The organism is Bacteroidota bacterium (assembly GCA_016194975.1).
In the GTDB taxonomy this organism is placed as follows: domain Bacteria; phylum Bacteroidota; class Bacteroidia; order Palsa-965; family Palsa-965.
This window is the reverse complement of the sequence record JACQAM010000004.1, coordinates 1-18,771: the sequence shown is the minus strand read 5'-3', so window position 1 is coordinate 18,771 and position 18,771 is coordinate 1. Positions and strand designations below refer to the sequence as shown.

Below are 18,771 nucleotides of genomic sequence, written 5' to 3'. Positions count from 1 at the left end.
CTCCCGTTTTCATTGGGCAGCCGCGCTCTTTTTATTCTGGCTCGCCAGTGTCACGCCACTGAAGATCATCAACGCAGAAACAATTTTTTGCCACGAGAGTACATCTTTTCCAAGGTACAATGCAATAGCAGCCGCCAAAACCGGTTGAAGATAAATGTATGCGCTCACCACCGTCGGACTCAGCGCCTTCAATGCAAGTGTATTCAGAATGTAAGCGAAATACGTAACAGCAAAAACAACAAAACAAATATTGAACCAGGTGTGTCCATCCACTTCATGCCAGTTCACTTTCATTACATCGGATGTTCCCAGCGGAACAATGATCACCATGCCGAAAAGGAAAACCCATTTGAGAATAGTGATCGTATGGTATTTCTGCATCATCGGTTTAACCAGCACTAAGAAAATTCCCCATGAGATGGCATTGATGAAAATGAAAATATCTCCAACAGGTGAATCTGCTTTTGCAGAAACAGTGTTACGGAGATTCATCATCACCAGGAAAACCGCGCCGCCAAGCCCGACAATTATTCCGGTTAACCGCTGCCATGTTATTTTTTCTTTCAGAATAATATTTCCGAGGATCAGTACCAGCAGTGGAGAAGTGATCATGATGATCGCACCGCTGATGGGTGAAGTAAGACTCATTCCTTTCACGAACAGCGATTGGTTGATGGAAACTCCGAATAAAGAAAGCAAAGCGCATTTGAGAATATCTTTCCGCGCCATTTTTTCTCCAACGATCATTCCCGTTAACCAGAGCAGTGGAGTAGCGCCAAGTAATCGCAGTACAACAAATCCTATCGGAGAAATGTGTGAAGGTGTAACCTCTTTGATGATGGTGAATCCCGCAGCGTAGATCGCCATTGCAGTGAAGAGAGAAAGGTGAGCAAGAAAAGTTCTGTTCACGATCGCTAAGGTAATGAGTATTGAGTTATAGGTTTGGGTGATGGGTGATGCAGGAATTTCCGATCGGTGACTTCTCAAAACCCAATACTCATAACTCATAACTCACTACATTTGATAAATGAAAAAGTTTCCCCTGGTCCTGCTTTTTATTTCCTTAAGCGCCACTGCGTGCTTTTCACAAACAGCATTCACCGGTAAACCGCAATACCAGATCATCACCAAAAAAGCAGGGAACTATCTCGGAACAATTGATGTGGAATTATTTCCGGCTATAGCGCCGCTTGCTGTAAATAATTTCGACAGTCTCGTAAGTACACAATTTTACGACAGCACAGCATTTCACAGAGTGATCCCCGGTTTCATGATACAGGGAGGAGATCCTAATTCGAGACACGGCCCGCGTTCAACATGGGGATACGGAGATTCTACTCAACCGAATGTTCCGGCAGAATTTTCAGCAGCAAAACATGTAAGAGGAATTCTTTCTGCTGCGCGCGATACAGGGATCAACAGCGCCAACTCACAATTTTTTATTTGTGTAGCTGCAGCGCCGTGGCTCAATGGCCAATATTCTATTTACGGCCGCGTTATTTCAGGAATGGATGTCGTGGATACCATCGTCATGCAACCAAGAGATTCGGTGGATGATCCGCTGGTGAAAATAGAAATGTTCATCACGTACATTGGCTCGAATGATACGTTAGCCACTGTTCCTGTTCTCACGCAGCCGCTGAATAATTCTTTCAGTGCAGTAACAAACAGAGTTTTGAAATGGAATGCACAGAGTGATGGAATTATTTATCACGTCCAGATTTCTACAGATTCAACTTTCGCAACAACTTATCGCAATGTAGATGTGGGAACCAATCAATACACGGTGACAGGGCTTATTTCGGGAAGCAGGTATTACTGGAGAGTGAAAAGTAATAACGGCGGTGATACAAGCGCCTATTCACCGATATGGAATTTTCTTATTTCGGGAACGGGAATTGAATCTTACACAACAACTGATCCGGTATCGGTGACACCGAATCCGGGTAACGGACAGTTTTTATTTTCAGGAATGGAAAATAAGAACACGATAGAAGTTTTTGATGTGACAGGAAAAAGTATTCTGAAAACATCCACTGAAAATTCTTCCTGCGAAATTGATCTTCGCAGTCAGCCGGCAGGAATTTATTTTTATCGCATTGCAGATGGGAATAAAATAATACAGCAGGGAAAACTCGTTAAGCAATAGCAACGAGTGTCGTCGGGTGTTACACCCGACGTTTGATTGTGCCAACATCAACTTGTGATCTTATTTTACTGCAGCAGCTAGCGCCGTCACATTCTTCTTCGAATTGCCAATGAAAATTTTCTTTCCGAGGATCACCACCGGGCGTTTCAGAAAAGTATATTCTTCAAGAATTAATTTCCGGTATTCTTTTTCCGTCGTCGGTTTCGGATCGAGCGTTTTATATTTCAATGCAACGCGGCTGAACAACGCTTCATAACTACCGGCAAGTTTTGCAATCTCATCGAGTTGTTCCGGAGAAATTTTTTCTGACTTGATATCCTGCAATGGAATTTTCTTTTTGTCGATCGCAGTTTCTTTGATGATGCGTGCGCAGGTGGAGCAGGAGGAGAGGTAGTAAAAACAGTTCATGGTTTTCATCAGATGCGGATTCCGACAATGCAGATGTCATCAACCTGTTCGAGGCCGCCTTGCCAGTCATCCAGTTCTTTTTCGAGTTTGTTTTTTTGTTCATTCATTCCGAGGTCACTTATCCCGCACAATTTTTCACTGAGTCGTTTGTATTTATATTTTTTCCCCATCCCGAATTCGCTTTCATTTATTTTATCGGCATCATTTTTTTCAGATCCTCCGAACTGGTCGGCAAAGCCATCTGAAAAAAAGTAGATGCAATCTTCTTTCTCAGGCATCAGGGTTTGTGTCGTGAATTGATTGCGGTTATCCTGGTGGCCAATCGGCTGTTTGTTGGCAGGAATGCTCAGCAGTTTTTTCCTGCGAACGATCCACAATGGATTATTGGCGCCCGCCCAGGAAATATTTTTTTTATTTTTTACGTTCATCACCAGCAATGAAATATCCATTCCATCGCGGACTTCCTCGCTGCTCTTCCGGAAAGTTTCGACAACAAGTTCATTCACTTTATCCAGGATCTTACCAGGATCTTTCAAGCCGAATTCTTTGATGGTTCTGTTGAGCGCATTATTGCACACTACCGATACCATTGCGCCAGGAACTCCGTGGCCCGTGCAATCGGCCACCGCGAGAAAAATGTGATCGTCCATTTCTTCCAGCCAGTAAAAATCTCCTGCAACAATATCTTTCGGACGGTGAAAAATAAAATGATCGCTGAAATGTTTTTTGAAAAGATCTGCCGATGGAAGAATGGCTTCCTGTAATCTTTTTGCATACGTGATACTGTCAATGATCCGCTTCTGGTGATCTTCCACTTCATTCTTCTGCGATTTAATGATCCGGTTTTGTTTTCTTGAAACGCGGAGTGAACGGAAAATAAATGCGGCGAAGACGAGCATGAAAATAAGTCCGATGATAATGGAACGATCAATCAGTTTTTGTTTGCGGTCCTTTTCATCATCCAGCAGTTTCTTTTTTGTTTCCTCTGCTTTTCTCCCCGATTCTGCTTTTTCCAATTCGTAATTCATCTCGCGGCGCGCGATCAGGTTGGAGGATTCCTGGTTGGATGCACTGTCACTCCATTGCTTGAATAATTTGTAATCTTCAAATGCACCGGGAAAATTCCTGAGCGTGCTGTCAGCGAGCGCGCGCGCATAATACGCATCGCGCAGGCCCGTTACAATGTGCAGGCGCGTCTGTATCACGAGCGCGCTGTCGATGTAAGAGATCGCTTCTTTTGTTTTTCCCTCCGACCGGTAGAGACTGGAAATGCTGAGATATATTCCTGCCGTCACATTCACATAATCCAGTTTACGCGCGAGTGCAAGGGCTTTGAAATAATATTCGAATGCTTTCGCATCATCTGATTTCATTTTGTAAATAATTCCAATATTGAAAAGTTGTCTTGCTATTCCGTGCTCATCTTTCTGTAGTTCGAAAGAGCTAAGGGCGCGATTGGAAAAATCGAGCGCCTCGTCGAATTTGTTTTCCGATAAATAGATCAACCCGATATTTCCGAGAATCCTCGTTTTCCCGCTCTCATTCCCGATCTGCTCATAAATCTGCAGCGCTTTGAAATAATATTCGAGCGCTTTCACATTGTTCGATTGTCCTGCATAAGCCACACCGAGATGATGATAAGCGACGCCGATCTCGCGGCTGTGCATCCACTCTTCACTTTTCTTCAACTCCTTGTAAAAAAAATCAAGCGCCTTCGGAAAATCTCCCTGGTTGTAATACACCAGCCCTATGTTTCCATAGGAAGAAATGATGCCGGAACTGAAATTATTTTTCAGTGATAATTCCAGTGAGAGATTACTCTTGAGAATGGCCGAATCATATCCCCCGATGTTCATGAATTCGCCTGATTCTTCAACGAGGTGGCGGATCTTCAATGTGTCCGTGCGATCGGAAGCAAGTAGCGTTCTCAACGAATCTATTTTCCTGTTCTGTGCCGCAGAAGAAAGTGGCGCGAACAAAAGGAAAGGAATAAAGACAAATAAGACCGCCCTCGTAGTACACATATTGAAAAATGTAACCGTATTTTCAAATGTAATAATTTATGACGTGAAGGAACAGGAGGAAACCCAATCAATTTCTCTTCGTTCATTGCACGGGGACGACAAAAAAATCTGCAACTTTACAATTCAAATTTTCCCAATGAAAGACGCCTCCGGATTACGCTTCGCCACCAAAGCCATTCACGCCGGACAGGAGCCCGACCCTTCTACCGGTGCGATCATGACGCCCATTTACCAGACTTCTACTTACGTCCAGGAATCCCCCGGAAAAAATAAAGGTTACGGTTACGCGCGCGGAAAAAATCCAACACGTGTTGCTCTCGAAAAATGTATTGCTGCACTCGAAGGAGGGGAATATGGTTTGTGTTTCTCCAGCGGAATGGGATCAATGGATGCGGTGATAAAATTATTGCGCCCCGGTGATGAAGTAATTACCGGCGATGATCTTTACGGGGGAAGTTACCGCATGTTCACGAAAATTTTTGCGCACTACGGAATAAAATTTAATTTCATTAATATGAGTGACGCAGCGAATGTGAAAAAGCAGGTGAATAAGAATACAAAACTCATCTGGCTCGAAACGCCTACGAATCCCACGATGCAGATCATCGACATTGAAGCGTGTGCGAAAATTGCGAAGGAAAATAAAATTCTGCTCGCGGTCGATAATACTTTTGCATCACCGTATCTGCAGAATCCATTGGCACTCGGTGCAGACATTGTGATGCATTCGGTTACAAAATATCTCGGCGGGCATAGCGATGTAGTGATGGGCGCACTTGTGATGAATGACAAAAAACTCTATGATGAACTTTATTTCATTCTCAATTCATGCGGCGCAAATCCCGGCCCTATGGATTCATTTCTTGTTTTGCGCGGAATAAAAACGCTGCACGTGCGCATGGACCGGCATTGTGCCAATGGGAAAAAGATCGCTGAGTATTTGAAAACGCATCCGCGGATAGAAAAAATTTACTGGCCCGGATTTCCTGATCACCCGAATCACAACACAGCAAAAAAACAAATGAAAGATTTCGGCGGAATGATCTCCATCGTTTTGAAAGGTGCGAATCTCGATGAAACTTTCCGTATTGCATCATCATTCAAAGTTTTTTCATTGGCAGAATCACTGGGTGGTGTGGAATCATTGGTGAATCATCCGGCGACCATGACGCACGCTTCCATTCCGAAAGAAGAGCGCGAAAGAGTGGGAGTGGTGGATAATCTTCTTCGGCTCAGTGTTGGAATTGAAGATGTGAATGATCTGCTGGATGATCTGAAGCAGGCGCTTGGGTAATGACAGGGCATCTCTAATAACTTCGAACTGCTGCGTTGGGCTACGTCCTCAAAACCCTCATTTACGAATAGTAAACTCCGGTTTTTCAGACTTGCCCGCCTTGCATTTCTGTGTTTTTAGAGATGCCCTACAAATTTTTCAATTACAGATTACAAATTGAGGGGTGTCTCTGCGTTGAATATCGAAATTTCATCCCAGTAGAATATTTAATCTGTAATTTGTAATCTGAAAATCTGTAATCGAAATGAATCACTACTTCATCACCGGAACTTCCCGTGGCATTGGAAAAGCCATTGCGGAAAAATTATTGAAGCGTGAAGATAATTTTGTGACCGGCATTGCACGCACGTGCGCGATCACGCATTCGCGTTATGAGCATTACGCGCTCGACCTTTCCAATGAAAAAGAAATAAGCGAATGGAAATTTCCATTGCTGTTTCACGCAAAAAAAATCGCGCTCATCAACAACGCAGGAATTGTGGGACAAGTGAAATATTCCGGCAGGATGGATGCCGATGCTATTCGACGGGCTTATGTTGTGAATCTTGTTGCACCCACAATTTTTACGAACGCATTCCTGAAAACGTATCACGATCACACGGCAAAAAAAATCATCATCAATATCAGTTCCGGCGCCGGTAAAAATCCCATTGACGGATGGAGCGTTTATTGTGCAACGAAAGCCGGGCTCGACATGTACACACGCGTAGTGGCAGACGAGATCCGGTTAAGCGGGAATGTGAACACGCATATTTTCGCTGTAGCGCCGGGTGTGGTGAATACCGCAATGCAGGACGATATACGCACGGTAAATATTTCCGAATTCAGCCAGGTGCAGCGTTTTATCGAGTATAAAAAATCGGATTCACTCGCCGATCCGCTATTGATTGCGGAAAAATATTGTGCTATCTTAGATGTCCCTGAAAAATTCACAGAAACATTATTTTCAGTGAAAGATATCAGGGCATAAAACGTCTCACTTTACCACACCAATATGACCAGGAAAATTACCACAGTATCTGCTGCGTTTCTTTTCGGCGCATTCACGCTCAGTGCCCAGGACGACAGCTATCTTCATTGCGGAACCGATCAGCAGATGGCGAAAGTTTTTGCTGAACACCCGGAATTGAAATCCGATTTCGATCGCAGCCAGCAGGACGCAGAGAACCACGACCGCAGCGAATTTCAGAATGGTTACCCGGAAGCGCACCTGGCGACTACGCTTTACATTATTCCCATTGTATTTCACATCATTCACATGTACGGTTCTGAAAATATTTCTGATGCACAGGTGATCGATGAAGTGAATATTCTCAATCGCGATTACCGCAAACTGAATGCAGATACTGCCGCTATCGTAAATGGTTTCGGCGCCATCGCTTCTGATGTGAATGTAGAATTCCGTCTTGCAAATATTGATCCGAATGGAAATTGTACGAACGGAATTGACCGCGTTTATTCTTCGCTCACCAATAATGCAGATGATAATTCCAAATTGAATGACTGGCCAAGAAATAAATATCTCAATGTGTGGGTGGTAAAATCCATTGGTACAACAGGTGTAGCCGGCTATGCTTATTTGCCGGGAACAGCGCCTTCTTCAAGTACAGATGGAGTTCTCATTCTTTCGAGTTACATCGGAAGCATCGGAACCGGAAATACATCTACCTCGCGCGCGCTCACTCACGAGATCGGACATTTTCTCAATCTTCAGCATGTGTGGGGAAATACCAATAATCCGGGAGTGGCTTGCGGAAATGATGGTGTTACAGACACGCCGGTTACCAAAGGATATACTTCCTGCCCGCTTACGAATAATGAGATCTGCAATGCCACCATTCATGAGAATGTGCAGAACTACATGGAGTATTCTTATTGCTCCGTCATGTTCACTGCCGGGCAGGTTTCGCGCATGCGCAGCGCCCTCACGAGCGGAACAGGACAAAGAAATAGTTTGTGGACCGCAGCGAATATGGTAGCGACAGGCGCGCTGAATTCTCCGCAGAATGTGTGCACACCTAAAGCAGATTTTCTTCCTTACAATACAACAATGGTGTGTGCCGGAGGAAGCATTACGTTCACTGACATTTCCTGGAATGGTCATCCTACCGGTTGGCTCTGGAGTTTTCCCGGAGGAACGCCTTCCACTTCCACCGATTCTATTCCTATCGTGCAATACAACACGCCTGGAGTTTACAGCGTAACGCTTACAGCAACCAATGCTACCGGATCGAATACAGTTACCAGAACAAATCTCATTTATGTTTCTTCGACCACTGCGCAATACAATCAATGGAATTATTTTGAAGGATGGGAAACCAGCAGCACTTTCACGAATGACTGGGTCGTTATTAATCCCACCGGTAGCGGATGGACAAGAGTGACTACAGCCGCATACAATGGTTCTGCTTCTGCGAAACTTTCCAATTCTGCTTCAAGTGCGGGATCGGTTGATGAATTAGTGAGTCCATCAGTTGATTTTTCTGCAATCACCGGCGGGCCTTCACTCACTTTCCGTCTCGCATTTGCGCAGCGCACTTCTACTGATCTCGATAAATTGCGCATACTCGTGTCAACGAATTGCGGGCAAACCTGGTCACAGCGTTATTTGAAATCAGGAACTACACTTTCTACTGTTTCTCCTACCGGCGTTTCATTTACACCCACTTCATCTGCACAATGGCGGCTTGTAACAGTAAGTGTTTCCAATGTGGCAACTAATTCTGACGTCAGAATTAAATTTGAATTCACGAGCGACGGCGGAAATAATATTTATATCGACGACATCAACATACAAGGCACCACCGGAATATTTTCTCCGGAAGCCGGCATAGAAAATTTTGCGATCTATCCGAATCCTGCAGGCGACAACACCAACATCAGTTTCGGAGCGGAAAAAACAATGAATGCTTCCATCACCATTATGGATGTGACCGGAAGAATTGTGAAAAATGTTTATGACGGACAACTTGCTTCCGGCGAACACCAGTTCCCGGTAAGCACAGCCGAACTCGACGCAGGAATTTATTTTGTACAACTCACAACCAGCGAAGGAAAAAGCATCACGCAGAAAATGATCGTGAACTGAGCGGCGGATTTAAAAAAAATAAAACCGGCGGAAATTCTCTGCCGGTTTTTTTCTGACAGATTTATTATTTCGTCTTGAATCCTACGAGTACTGAAACGCAGCCCGCAGCTGTTCCGTTGCCTCCGTCATTCATTCCTGCGGTCACCGTTACTTTGAGATCACTGGTGCTTTTCGCTTTGAAATCCCACACATCTGTATTGTTATGAAGTTTCGAATCGAAGATCACTTGTCCTGTCATATCGGTAACAACGAATGAAACATTTTCGAGTGTCTCTTCATAGCAAACGAGAATGCGGTATTCCTGTCCCGAATAAAAAGTAAGTGAAGTGGACATGGTTTCGCCTTCTTTGAGTTGCGTGGTATTCATCTGCCCGTTGTGAATGAACGGCGCGATCTTGGGAATACATTTTTTTCTCACCCACGTTTTACTGCATTGCGCAACAACGTCAGTAGAAATTGCCAGGGAGAAAAGTGCGGCAAAGAAAATTGCTTTCGAGCGAGTGAACATAGACGGGGTTTTATGACAAACTTTTCAGAAAGTGTGCCAAACTGCTTTTACGAAAAAAATCGGGAAGGAGTTTCAGTTCTGATTTACAACTGAATTCCGGATAGAAGTGGTAAGTGCCAATATATTGTTGAATTCCAGGTCATTAAGACTAACCTGTTTCTGGGTATCATCGCCGACCGTGGTGACTCCGCTTAAAGTATCTGTCGAGTTTTTTACGGGCCCGTCGGCAGTTTTCGGTAGTGCGTCGAAATATTTTTTCAACGACTTCAACTGATCATCGATTGATTTAACGTCGGAATTATTTTCTTTATCGAGCACTACAATGAGTTTATCAAGCGCAGAACGCTGCTCCACGATGCGAATGCGAATATCGTTGCTGTTTGTTTCTTCCGCCACTTTGCATGCGAGATAGAGGCCTTCTATCCATCCTCCGGCGAGCATGAGCGAAGAAGCTTCGTCCTGATGATTCTCGCGGAACAATGCATCGCAATCCCAATACGTATCGGTGATAATACTCAACACGCTGTCGCGATTATTCATATTGTTTTCCAAACGTGAATGGCGGTCATTATCGAAAGCAGAACTCACGTGCAGCGCATCAGCGATCTTGCCGGTGCAATTCATGTACAGCATTGTTTCTGCATGTTCATCAAAAATTCCGGCGAATGCGAGATCAGTTCCATACACACCGAGATTCAATGCGCGCGATGAAGTGGTGCTGTACTTCGGTGCATTCATCGGATCATTCAGAAAATTTTTATTGTATTTCGCTCCCGCAGTTTTCAGCAGACTGGCCATTTCAACCGGCGACGGAACGTAATAAAAAACATTCTGCGCAGAAACAACATTTTTATTCAGGTCGATCGCGGTGGTATCAGATCCTGCATTGCCATTATTGGCCGTATCACTACAGGAGAATTCAAGTGCAGTGAAAACAATCGTGAGAAAAATAACGGATGAGAAGCGTTTGAACATCTTTTATTTTATTGCCGCCAAATATACTTCAGTATAACGCATAATGGCAAGTGAATGGTGCAGCATATTAAAAGAATTTCTGAACAAAGTGATACGAATTACGAATGATACGCATAGCTGCACTATTCGTAATTCGCATCAGTGTGCGTCCAGCCAATTCACACCTGTGCCTATTCCCACTTCGATGGGAACATTCAGCGGCAATGCATTCAGCATCGCCGATTCAATGACCGGTTTTACTTTCTCCACTTCTTTTTGCGGAACGTCAAATACCAGTTCATCATGAACCTGTAAAAGTAATTTCGTTTTGAATTTCTGCGCGGTCAATTCACGGTGCACATTGATCATTGCCAGTTTGATCATATCTGCTGCTGATCCCTGTATCGGCGCATTGATGGCGTTGCGTTCTGCGAATCCGCGCACCACGGCATTCGCCGAAGAAATATCGCGCAGGTAGCGCCGGCGCCCGCGTATAGTTTGCACGTACCCGTACTCGCGCGCAAAGTTCACCGTGTCGTCCATGTATTTTTTTATTCCGGAATATTCCCGAAAATAATTTTCAATGAGTTCTTTTGCTTCTGCTCTTGGAATTCCGAGATTTTCTGCGAGGCCGAATGCGCCTTGTCCGTAAATGATTCCGAAGTTCACGCTCTTCGCTTTGTAACGCATTTCTTTCGTCACTTCTTTTTCGCTGATGCCGTACACGTGCGCCGCAGTAGCCGTGTGAATATCTTTTCCTTCGCGGAATGCTTCGCACATATTTTTATCGCCGCTGATAGAAGCAACAATGCGCAATTCTATCTGGGAATAATCGGCGCTGAGCAACAGGTGATCTTTATTGCGCGCAATAAAAGCTTTCCGTATTTCTTTTCCGCGTTCGGTGCGGACAGGAATATTCTGGAGATTCGGATTATCTGAACTCAGTCTTCCGGTTGCAGCGACCACTTGGTTGAAGGAAGTGTGTACTCTTCCCGAAACAGGATTCACCATTTCCGGCAGCGTATCGACGTACGTATTTTTCAGTTTCACGAGTTCGCGATAATCGAGAATAGCAGGAACGATCGCGTGTTTGTTCACGAGTTTCAGCAATACATCTTCACCGGTTGCATACTGTCCCGTTTTTGTTTTTTTCGGTTTCTCTGCAACTTTTAAAACTTCGAATAAAATATCTCCCACTTGCTTCGGCGAAGAAATATTGAATGCAGTGCCTGCGAGTTGTTGTATTTGTTTTTCGATCTTCTCAATATCTTTTTCCAGATGGCCTGAAAGTTTTTTCAGGAATGCAGCGTCCAGTGCAATTCCTTCTCTTTCCATTGCGGAAAGTACAGGCACCAATGGCATTTCTATTTCTTCGAATAATTTCTGTGCATTGAGTTCTTTCAGTTTCGGAGAAAAATATTCTGCGAGTTGCCAGGTAATGTCGGCATCTTCTGCTGCATATTCTTTTATTTTTTCAATCGGAACATCGCGCATGGAAATCTGGCTTTTCCCTTTTTTACCAATGAGCGTTTCAATACTTACAGGAGAATAAGAGAGATAAGTTTCGGCGAGCACGTCCATCCCGTGACGCATTTCGGGCTGAATGAGATAATGCGCGATCATCGTATCGAACAACACACCTTTTATTTCCACGCCATAATTTTTCAGCACGCTCATATCGTATTTTATATTCTGTCCCGTTTTGATAATTTTTTCATCCGAGAAAAGCGGTTTGAATTCATCTACGATCTTCTGCGTTTCTTTTTTATCGCCGGTGAACGGAATGTAAAATCCGTGATGATCCTTCCAGCTGAAGGACATGCCTACGAGTTCTGCCGAAAGTGTATCAAGCCCGGTGGTTTCCGTATCGAAGCAGAAATTCTTTTTTGAATTCAGTTCATGAATAAGTTTTTTTCTTTTTGCTTCGGTATCGGTCAGTTCATATTCGTGAGGGGTGTTCTCAATATTCTTCAGCACTTTTTCTTCCGCATCGGAGGAAGTTTCTTCTTCTGTTTTCCCGGTATGGCCGAAAATATCCATCTGCCCCGGTTTTGTTTTTTTCGACGGGCCTGAATTCTCATTGGAAGAATCGTCTGCTGTTTCCTGTTTTCCATTGGTAGCAGCAGGAAGTTCTTCTCCAAGCACCTGTTGAGCAAGACGGCGGAATTCCATTTCTGCAAAAAGAGTTTTTACTTTTTCGCGATCGATCTCTTTTGCGCGCAAATGTTCTTCATCCAATGGAACAGGAGCGTCAATGAGAATAGTTGCAAGCCGTTTTGATAATACTGCATTCTCTTTTCCGGCCTCCACTTTTTCGCGCATTTTTCCTTTGATCTTGTCGGTATTCTCCAGCACATTTTCTACGCTGCCGAATTCCTGTATGAGTGACATGGCCGTTTTTTCTCCGACACCTTTTATGCCCGGAATATTATCGACAGCATCGCCCATCAAACCGAGAATATCAATAACCTGCAGCGGCGATTTAATTCCGTATTTATCACAGATCTCTTTTACGCCGAGTTTTTCAGGAGGGCCGCCTTTGTAACCGGGTTTGTAAATGAAAATATTATCGGAGACGAGTTGTCCGAAATCTTTATCGGGCGTCATCATGTAAGTGACGAATCCTTTTTTCTCTGCTTTCTTGGCGAGTGTGCCTATCACATCATCCGCTTCAAATCCATCTGATTTCAGAACAGCGATATTGAAAGCTTCCAGCAATTCGAAAATGTAAGGAAGGGAAGCAGCAAGATCTTCCGGCATTTCTTCACGATGTGCTTTGTAATCTTCAAATTCGATATGGCGGTGCGTGGGTTCGGCGGTATCGAATACAACAGCGATGTGCGTAGGATTTTCTTTTTTGAGCAATTCAAGAATAGTATTCGTGAATCCGAATACGGCGGAAGTGTTAACACCTTTCGAATTGATACGTGGATTATTGGCAAAAGCAAAATAAGAGCGATAGATGAGAGCGAATGCGTCGAGAAGAAATAATTTCTTTTTCATAGAGAAGCGAATATACGGATTACGAATGGGGGAATTGAGAATAGAAGGAGTTGAGAAAAAGATAATCGTACAATTACTCCATTCTTCCATCCTCAAATCTTTTCCGGTTAAAAACCACACAGCCCGGAAACATTGCTGCTTCAGGGCTGAGGGCGGAAACTACTACTAAGGGAAAATCTTAACGCGATCCCTGCAGGGAACCGTTCTGTTGCTGATACCAGGTGTTGTATTCCTCAACGACTTTCTGAATATCGGCGATCTCATATTTTTTATCATCGTTCTGAACGCGGGCCACCAGTTCGGTATTATCTGCCATCAGTTCGGCAACTGTTTTTTTGAACTTTCCTGTTTTCACTTTTTCGAGCGAACCGCTTCCGTCATTTTTCTCAATGAAATAATCGGAATCAACGATCACTTCATTCCCGCGCTGCAATTCATATTGCAACTCATAAAGATTTATTCTGCCGGATGAAAGAACTTTCACGAATGACAATTCTCCGTCGATCGTTCTTGAAATGAAACGTGTTTGTTCGAAACCGAATTCTTTCACCACTTCGGGCTTGTATGTTTTTGTGGCCTCGCCCTGCTTAAGAGAAACTTTGGAAAAAAGCGAGAGTTCTTTGGTCGTGTTTACATGAATGTCTCCTTTAACCGAATCGCCTGAATTAAGAATGACATATCCTGTTTTCCAGACAAGTTCCGCGTAAGAAGTTCCAGAAACGAAAAGTGCAGTAAAAAGAAGGGAGAGAATTTTTTTCATTGTATTTTTTTTGCGAAACCCAAAGAAAATACAACAAGAGCGTAAATGAAAGAGTGTGTGAATAACTATGGAAAAATGTTGAAAAACGAAGAGGATTTGTTAAGGGCATCTCTAAAAATACAGAAATGCAAGGCGGGCAAGCCCGAAAAACCGGAATTTACTATTCGTAAATGAGGATTTTGAGGACGTAGCCCAACGCAGCAGTTCGAAGTTATTAGAGATGCCCTTAAGAAACTACTTCACATTCTCGTTGTAGATCACGTCCACCAGCACATTGCCCACAATTCCCAGTGTGTTCTTATCGATGTTGCTCATATTGTCGGTGTGCTTGTGATGCCACTCCGGGTAGTCGTGCGTAACGGGATTGTAATGCACGATATCAATGCAGGGAATGCGCGTGATCTGGTTGATGTAAAGATGATCGTCAGTTGTTTCGCCCGTCACATCATTGGTAAAAATTCCTCCGTACCCGAGTGCCGCTGCAGCCATCCACACTTTGTTCACAATGTCGGGCGCGAAAAAAACAGAAGTTCCTTCACGCGGAAAGAGCGGCATTTTTCCTCCCACCATATCCAGGAGAATTGCAAATCCCGCTGTGTATCCCGGTGGAGTATGCTGCGCCCAATACTGCGTTCCTATGCACCATGTTTTTGCATCGCCGCCGTTATCACCGAGATCTTCAGCATCGGAAAAAAGAAAATCGACACCGATGCCCGGATCTTTTTCATTGACAATTTTCGCCATCTCGAGCAGAACTGCTGCGCTGCTTCCTCCATCATCAGCTCCGTCAAAAGGTTTTTTCCGGAATGCAGTGTCCTCGTCGAGATCTGCGTACGGGCGCGTGTCCCAGTGCGCGAGCAGGAGAATTCTTTCTTTGCGTTCCGGTTTGTATTGCACGAAAATATTTTTGATCGTGAAATTTCTTCCGTCGTAAGATGATCCGGAAGATTCCTGCGTGGTTGCAGGATAACCGTAACTCTTCAGTTTGTCAATGAAAAACTGTGCGCATGCGTCGTGCGCAGGTGTGCCCGGAATACGCGGGCCGAAATCAACTTGCTTTTGTACGAATGCAAATGCCGAGTCGGAAGAGAATGCAGGGCCTTTCACTCTGGGTTTTTTCGGAGTGGTAACAGCAGAATCATTCTTATGATCGCCTGGATTTCCGGAAGAGCAGGAGGAAATTGCCAGAGTGAAAACGAAAGCTAAAACGAAAAAAAATTTCACGGAGTACATTGGTGTCATTGGTGAATTGTCATGGAGTGTTTGTTGACCATTGGAGATGAACGTCCCAATGACTTAATTTACGATTTCATTTCCCAGTCAGTTCCGTCCTTACCATCTTTTAACACGATATTCAGTTTTGCAAGTTCATCGCGGATCACATCACTCGTTGCAAAATCTTTTTTCGTGCGCGCATCGGCACGCAGGCGAATGATGAGTTGCATCAAACCGTCAGCAGCATTTCCGGAATTTTCCATCACGTCATCTTTCAACCCGAGTACATCGTAAACAAAATCATGTATTGTTTTTTTCAATTCACCGAGATCACCTGCAGTTAAAGTTTCTTTTCCCCGTCCGGCCGCATCGTGCGGGCGGGCATCATTCACCGAATTGATAATGCGCGCCGCATCGAACAACTGCGCAAGAAGAACAGGTGTATTGAAATCATCATTCATTGCATCGTAGCATCGCTTTCTGAATTCTTTCACGTCAAAAGAAGAAGTGGCAGAAGTTTTGAGTTTGTCGAGAAGACGAACCGCTTCCATTAATTTGCGAAACCCTTTTTCTGATGCTTGTAATGAATCGTTCGAAAAATCGAGCGTGCTGGAATAATGCGTTTGCATCATTGCAAAACGAACGGTCATCGGCGAATAACCTTTATCGAACAACGGATGTTTTCCATCGAGTTTTGCCTGCGATGGAGTTGCGCTTTTCGAATCGGCAGCGAGTTTCATTCCCGTAAATAATTCTACCGGAAGAAAAACATTTCCAAGCGAGCGCGACATTTTTTGTCCGTTAATGGTAAGCATGTTCGTGTGAATCCAGTATTTCACAGGAGCTTCACCACAACATCCTACGCTCTGCGCAATTTCATTCGTATGATGCGTGGGAATGAGATCCATTCCTCCACCGTGAATGTCAAAAGTTTCACCGAGATATTTTCTGCTCATTGCCGAACACTCGATGTGCCATCCCGGGAAACCTTCTCCCCACGGAGAATTCCACCGCATGATGTGTTCCGGTTTTGCTTTTTTCCATAATGCAAAATCGAGTCGCCCGCGTTTTTCATCCTGCCCGTCGAGTTCGCGCGTATTACTCTGCTGATCTTCGGGCGTTCTCCCCGAAAGAATTCCATAATTATTTTTCTTCGCGAATTTTTCCACATCAAACCAAACGGTTCCGTCTTTCACGTAAGCGAATCCCTGCTCAATTATTTTTTCCGTCATCTCGATCTGCTCGATGATGTGGCCGGATGCTGTTGGCTCAATAGAAGGCGGAACAAGATTGAGCAGATTCATCACTTCACGAAAACCAAAAGCATAACGCTGCACAATTTCCATTGGCTCCAGTTTTTTCAGTCGCGCTTGTTTTGCAATACGGTCTTCGCCTTCACCTGCATTTTCATCTTCGAGATGGCCCACATCCGTAATGTTGCGCACGTAGCGCACGTTGTACCCGATGTGTGTGAGGTAACGGTAAATGATATCGAATGAAGTGAACGTTCTGCAATTTCCAATGTGAACATCGCTGTAGAGCGTAGGCCCGCACACGTACATGCCCACGTAGGGAGGATTAAGCGGAACGAATAATTCTTTTTTCCGCGTGAGTGTGTTGTGTATGAAAAGTTTTTGGCCGGACATTGCTGCGGTGACAAAGGTAGCAGAATGAAGGAAAAAAAATCAGCGGCCCGTCCGTCCGGGTCATCCCCGTCCGTACCGGCACGGGCGGGCGGGCGGACAGTTGTCAGCAGCAGCGGCAGAGAAAATCTGTGAAGTAATCGGTGTTAATCAGTGGCAATATTTACCCGTTGCCTGCCGCAACTGCTGGTTTGAAAAAAAATAAATTACCTCTCTACTTATTTGCATCAGCAGGAATAGGGCCATCACCCACATATTTTCCATCCCTGAATAATTTTACCTGCACAAGATTTCCATTGGCGTCGTAAACGCGTTCTTCGCCGGTCAGTAATTTGTTATCGCGAAATATTCCTTTCTGAGAGATTTTTCCATTCTTGTAAAGTACACGCTGGCCTTCATCAAATCCATGGTGATTTGAATTCTCATAATATTTTTTTCGGTTAGGATCGTATTGATAATCCCGATTGTCTTTTTGTGAATCATTTTCTTCCGGAAGCGGGGGAAATATTTTTGTTCTTGAAGAATCAATAGATCCGTTAACGAAAAATGTCTGTCGGTAAAGCCGTCCGCTGTCATTGTATTCTTTTGTCCATCCGTTGCTAAATCCATCTTTTACTTGTACGTCGAATTCCATTTTTCCATTGGAGCGTTCGGCCGATTATTCACATAAGTCATTTCCGATTTTTTTCCGCCGGATGGATAATAAGAAGTCCATACACCGGTCCTCGAGCTATTCACATAATTTCCTTCTTCAACAATTGCGGAGTCTGCAAATGACTTATCATTTTTCATTTTCCCGGTGATGATGAAATAACCCTGTTTTTTTCCTGCACTGTCAATGCGGTTGAGCGTATCGTTTTGCGCAGGAAGAATGCTGCAAGAGAGAAAAAATAGTATGACGAAGAGAGATCTCATCTATTTTCCTTTTCCGGTAATGGAGCTTCACCCACATATTTTCCGTTTTTATATAATGCAATGCGCATTAATTTTCCTTTGCTGTCGTAACAATATTCTTCTCCGTCTATGAGCCGGTAATTTTTAAAAATGCCGGTTTGATTTCCTTTCTCGTCAAATTCAGTGAAGTTGCCGGTTGAATTTCCATTGACAAAAAGCGTTTCTCTTTTTACTTTTCCATTCGGCCACTGATTGATCACAATGGATGAATCGGGTTTCGGATCAGAAATTTTGCCGTTGTCACTGCTGTCCTTCATGTTCACCACAATTGCTACATGACAATCAATGCATTCATGATCAGTACTGTAATTATATCCGGGATGATCTTCATGATAAGAACCGGGAAATATTTTTCTCTGCGAAATATCTTCTTGCCCATCGGTGTAAAAAAATTCGCTGAGCATTCTTCCGGTGGAATCAAATTCATACACCCAATCGTTTTCTTTCCCATCGATGTAGGTGACAGAAGTCCATAATCTCCCATTGGGCCAGTACATGTAGTTTGCGCCATCGCGCTTTCCCTGCGAATTGTAATGAAATGCCTGGCGGACGGAATCGTTTGTGTAAAACATTTTATAATCACCGATCCAGTGTGTTGCTTTCCACGTTCCTTCTTCCGATTTATGTCCTTTTTCATTGTAGAAAACCGCATGCCCGTTCGGCCGATTATTCACATAAGTCATTTCCGATTTTTTTCCGCCGGATGGATAATAAGAAGTCCATACACCGGTCCTCGAGCTATTCACATAATTTCCTTCTTCAACAATTGCG

Annotated in this window: 16 protein-coding genes; 4 read left to right on the top strand and 12 right to left on the bottom strand. The window is 44.0% G+C overall.

Annotated elements, in window-relative coordinates; genetic code table 11:
- Positions 1-9: 9 nt before the first annotated feature.
- Positions 10-987 (bottom strand): DMT family transporter, encoded by a 978-nt coding sequence (locus HY064_02040; GenBank protein MBI3509414.1) that lies wholly within the window; start codon positions 985-987, stop codon positions 10-12.
- A gap of 40 nt (positions 988-1,027) precedes the next feature.
- Here HY064_02040 and HY064_02035 point away from each other — a divergent pair, with 40 nt between their 5' ends.
- Positions 1,028-2,149: a peptidylprolyl isomerase gene (locus HY064_02035; GenBank protein ID MBI3509413.1), complete on the top strand. Its 1,122-nt coding sequence runs from the start codon at positions 1,028-1,030 to the stop codon at positions 2,147-2,149.
- Between the two features lie 60 nt (positions 2,150-2,209).
- On the opposite strand, the gene HY064_02030 is transcribed toward HY064_02035, so the two are convergent.
- Entirely contained in the window at positions 2,210-2,557 is a 348-nt protein-coding gene (locus tag HY064_02030) for an arsenate reductase (GenBank protein ID MBI3509412.1), read from the bottom strand.
- Between the two features lie 8 nt (positions 2,558-2,565).
- Positions 2,566-4,488, bottom strand: coding sequence for a tetratricopeptide repeat protein (locus tag HY064_02025; protein MBI3509411.1), 1,923 nt, complete (start codon positions 4,486-4,488; stop codon positions 2,566-2,568).
- Between the two features lie 229 nt (positions 4,489-4,717).
- Here HY064_02025 and HY064_02020 point away from each other — a divergent pair, with 229 nt between their 5' ends.
- From HY064_02020 to HY064_02010, 3 genes are all read left to right on the top strand, one after another.
- A complete protein-coding gene (locus HY064_02020) occupies positions 4,718-5,875 on the top strand; it encodes a cystathionine gamma-synthase (protein ID MBI3509410.1) in 1,158 nt (385 codons plus the stop codon).
- Between the two features lie 244 nt (positions 5,876-6,119).
- Positions 6,120-6,845: an SDR family NAD(P)-dependent oxidoreductase gene (locus tag HY064_02015; GenBank protein MBI3509409.1), complete on the top strand. Its 726-nt coding sequence runs from the start codon at positions 6,120-6,122 to the stop codon at positions 6,843-6,845.
- A 24-nt stretch (positions 6,846-6,869) separates the two neighbouring features.
- Positions 6,870-8,963, top strand: a complete 2,094-nt coding sequence (locus tag HY064_02010) for a T9SS type A sorting domain-containing protein (protein ID MBI3509408.1) — start codon at positions 6,870-6,872, stop codon at positions 8,961-8,963.
- Positions 8,964-9,027: 64 nt separating this feature from the next.
- Here HY064_02010 and HY064_02005 read toward each other — a convergent pair whose 3' ends face one another.
- The 9 genes from HY064_02005 to HY064_01965 form a co-directional block, all read right to left on the bottom strand.
- Positions 9,028-9,471: a hypothetical protein gene (locus tag HY064_02005; protein MBI3509407.1), complete on the bottom strand. Its 444-nt coding sequence runs from the start codon at positions 9,469-9,471 to the stop codon at positions 9,028-9,030.
- A gap of 72 nt (positions 9,472-9,543) precedes the next feature.
- Positions 9,544-10,446, bottom strand: a complete 903-nt coding sequence (locus HY064_02000) for a hypothetical protein (GenBank protein ID MBI3509406.1) — start codon at positions 10,444-10,446, stop codon at positions 9,544-9,546.
- Between the two features lie 138 nt (positions 10,447-10,584).
- Entirely contained in the window at positions 10,585-13,428 is a 2,844-nt protein-coding gene (gene polA, locus HY064_01995; protein ID MBI3509405.1) for a DNA polymerase I, read from the bottom strand.
- Between the two features lie 178 nt (positions 13,429-13,606).
- Entirely contained in the window at positions 13,607-14,188 is a 582-nt protein-coding gene (locus HY064_01990; GenBank protein MBI3509404.1) for a hypothetical protein, read from the bottom strand.
- 234 nt (positions 14,189-14,422) lie between these two features.
- Complete coding sequence (locus HY064_01985; protein ID MBI3509403.1) at positions 14,423-15,412, bottom strand: M28 family peptidase; 990 nt, start codon at positions 15,410-15,412, stop codon at positions 14,423-14,425.
- A gap of 77 nt (positions 15,413-15,489) precedes the next feature.
- Positions 15,490-17,049, bottom strand: a complete 1,560-nt coding sequence (locus HY064_01980; protein MBI3509402.1) for a cysteine--tRNA ligase — start codon at positions 17,047-17,049, stop codon at positions 15,490-15,492.
- A gap of 211 nt (positions 17,050-17,260) precedes the next feature.
- Entirely contained in the window at positions 17,261-17,680 is a 420-nt protein-coding gene (locus HY064_01975; GenBank protein MBI3509401.1) for a hypothetical protein, read from the bottom strand.
- Positions 17,659-17,961: a hypothetical protein gene (locus HY064_01970; GenBank protein MBI3509400.1), complete on the bottom strand. Its 303-nt coding sequence runs from the start codon at positions 17,959-17,961 to the stop codon at positions 17,659-17,661. The genes HY064_01975 and HY064_01970 overlap by 22 nt, the downstream gene beginning before the upstream one ends.
- On the bottom strand, positions 17,958-18,771 hold an 814-nt coding region (locus HY064_01965; protein MBI3509399.1), incomplete at its 5' end, for a hypothetical protein. The genes HY064_01970 and HY064_01965, both read right to left, overlap by 4 nt.

Bases quoted from the DNA above. Each gene is read 5' to 3' on its own strand.
- HY064_02035 (MBI3509413.1), top strand. From the start codon at position 1,028: ATGAAAAAGTTTCCCCTGGTCCTGCTTTTTATTTCCTTAAGCGCCACT.
- HY064_02030 (MBI3509412.1), bottom strand. From the start codon at position 2,557: ATGAACTGTTTTTACTACCTCTCCTCCTGCTCCACCTGCGCACGCATC.
- HY064_02020 (MBI3509410.1), top strand. From the start codon at position 4,718: ATGAAAGACGCCTCCGGATTACGCTTCGCCACCAAAGCCATTCACGCC.
- HY064_02015 (MBI3509409.1), top strand. From the start codon at position 6,120: ATGAATCACTACTTCATCACCGGAACTTCCCGTGGCATTGGAAAAGCC.
- HY064_02010 (MBI3509408.1), top strand. From the start codon at position 6,870: ATGACCAGGAAAATTACCACAGTATCTGCTGCGTTTCTTTTCGGCGCA.
- HY064_02005 (MBI3509407.1), bottom strand. From the start codon at position 9,471: ATGTTCACTCGCTCGAAAGCAATTTTCTTTGCCGCACTTTTCTCCCTG.
- HY064_02000 (MBI3509406.1), bottom strand. From the start codon at position 10,446: ATGTTCAAACGCTTCTCATCCGTTATTTTTCTCACGATTGTTTTCACT.
- polA (MBI3509405.1), bottom strand. From the start codon at position 13,428: ATGAAAAAGAAATTATTTCTTCTCGACGCATTCGCTCTCATCTATCGC.
- HY064_01990 (MBI3509404.1), bottom strand. From the start codon at position 14,188: ATGAAAAAAATTCTCTCCCTTCTTTTTACTGCACTTTTCGTTTCTGGA.
- HY064_01980 (MBI3509402.1), bottom strand. From the start codon at position 17,049: ATGTCCGGCCAAAAACTTTTCATACACAACACACTCACGCGGAAAAAA.
- HY064_01975 (MBI3509401.1), bottom strand. From the start codon at position 17,680: ATGGAATTCGACGTACAAGTAAAAGATGGATTTAGCAACGGATGGACA.
- HY064_01970 (MBI3509400.1), bottom strand. From the start codon at position 17,961: ATGAGATCTCTCTTCGTCATACTATTTTTTCTCTCTTGCAGCATTCTT.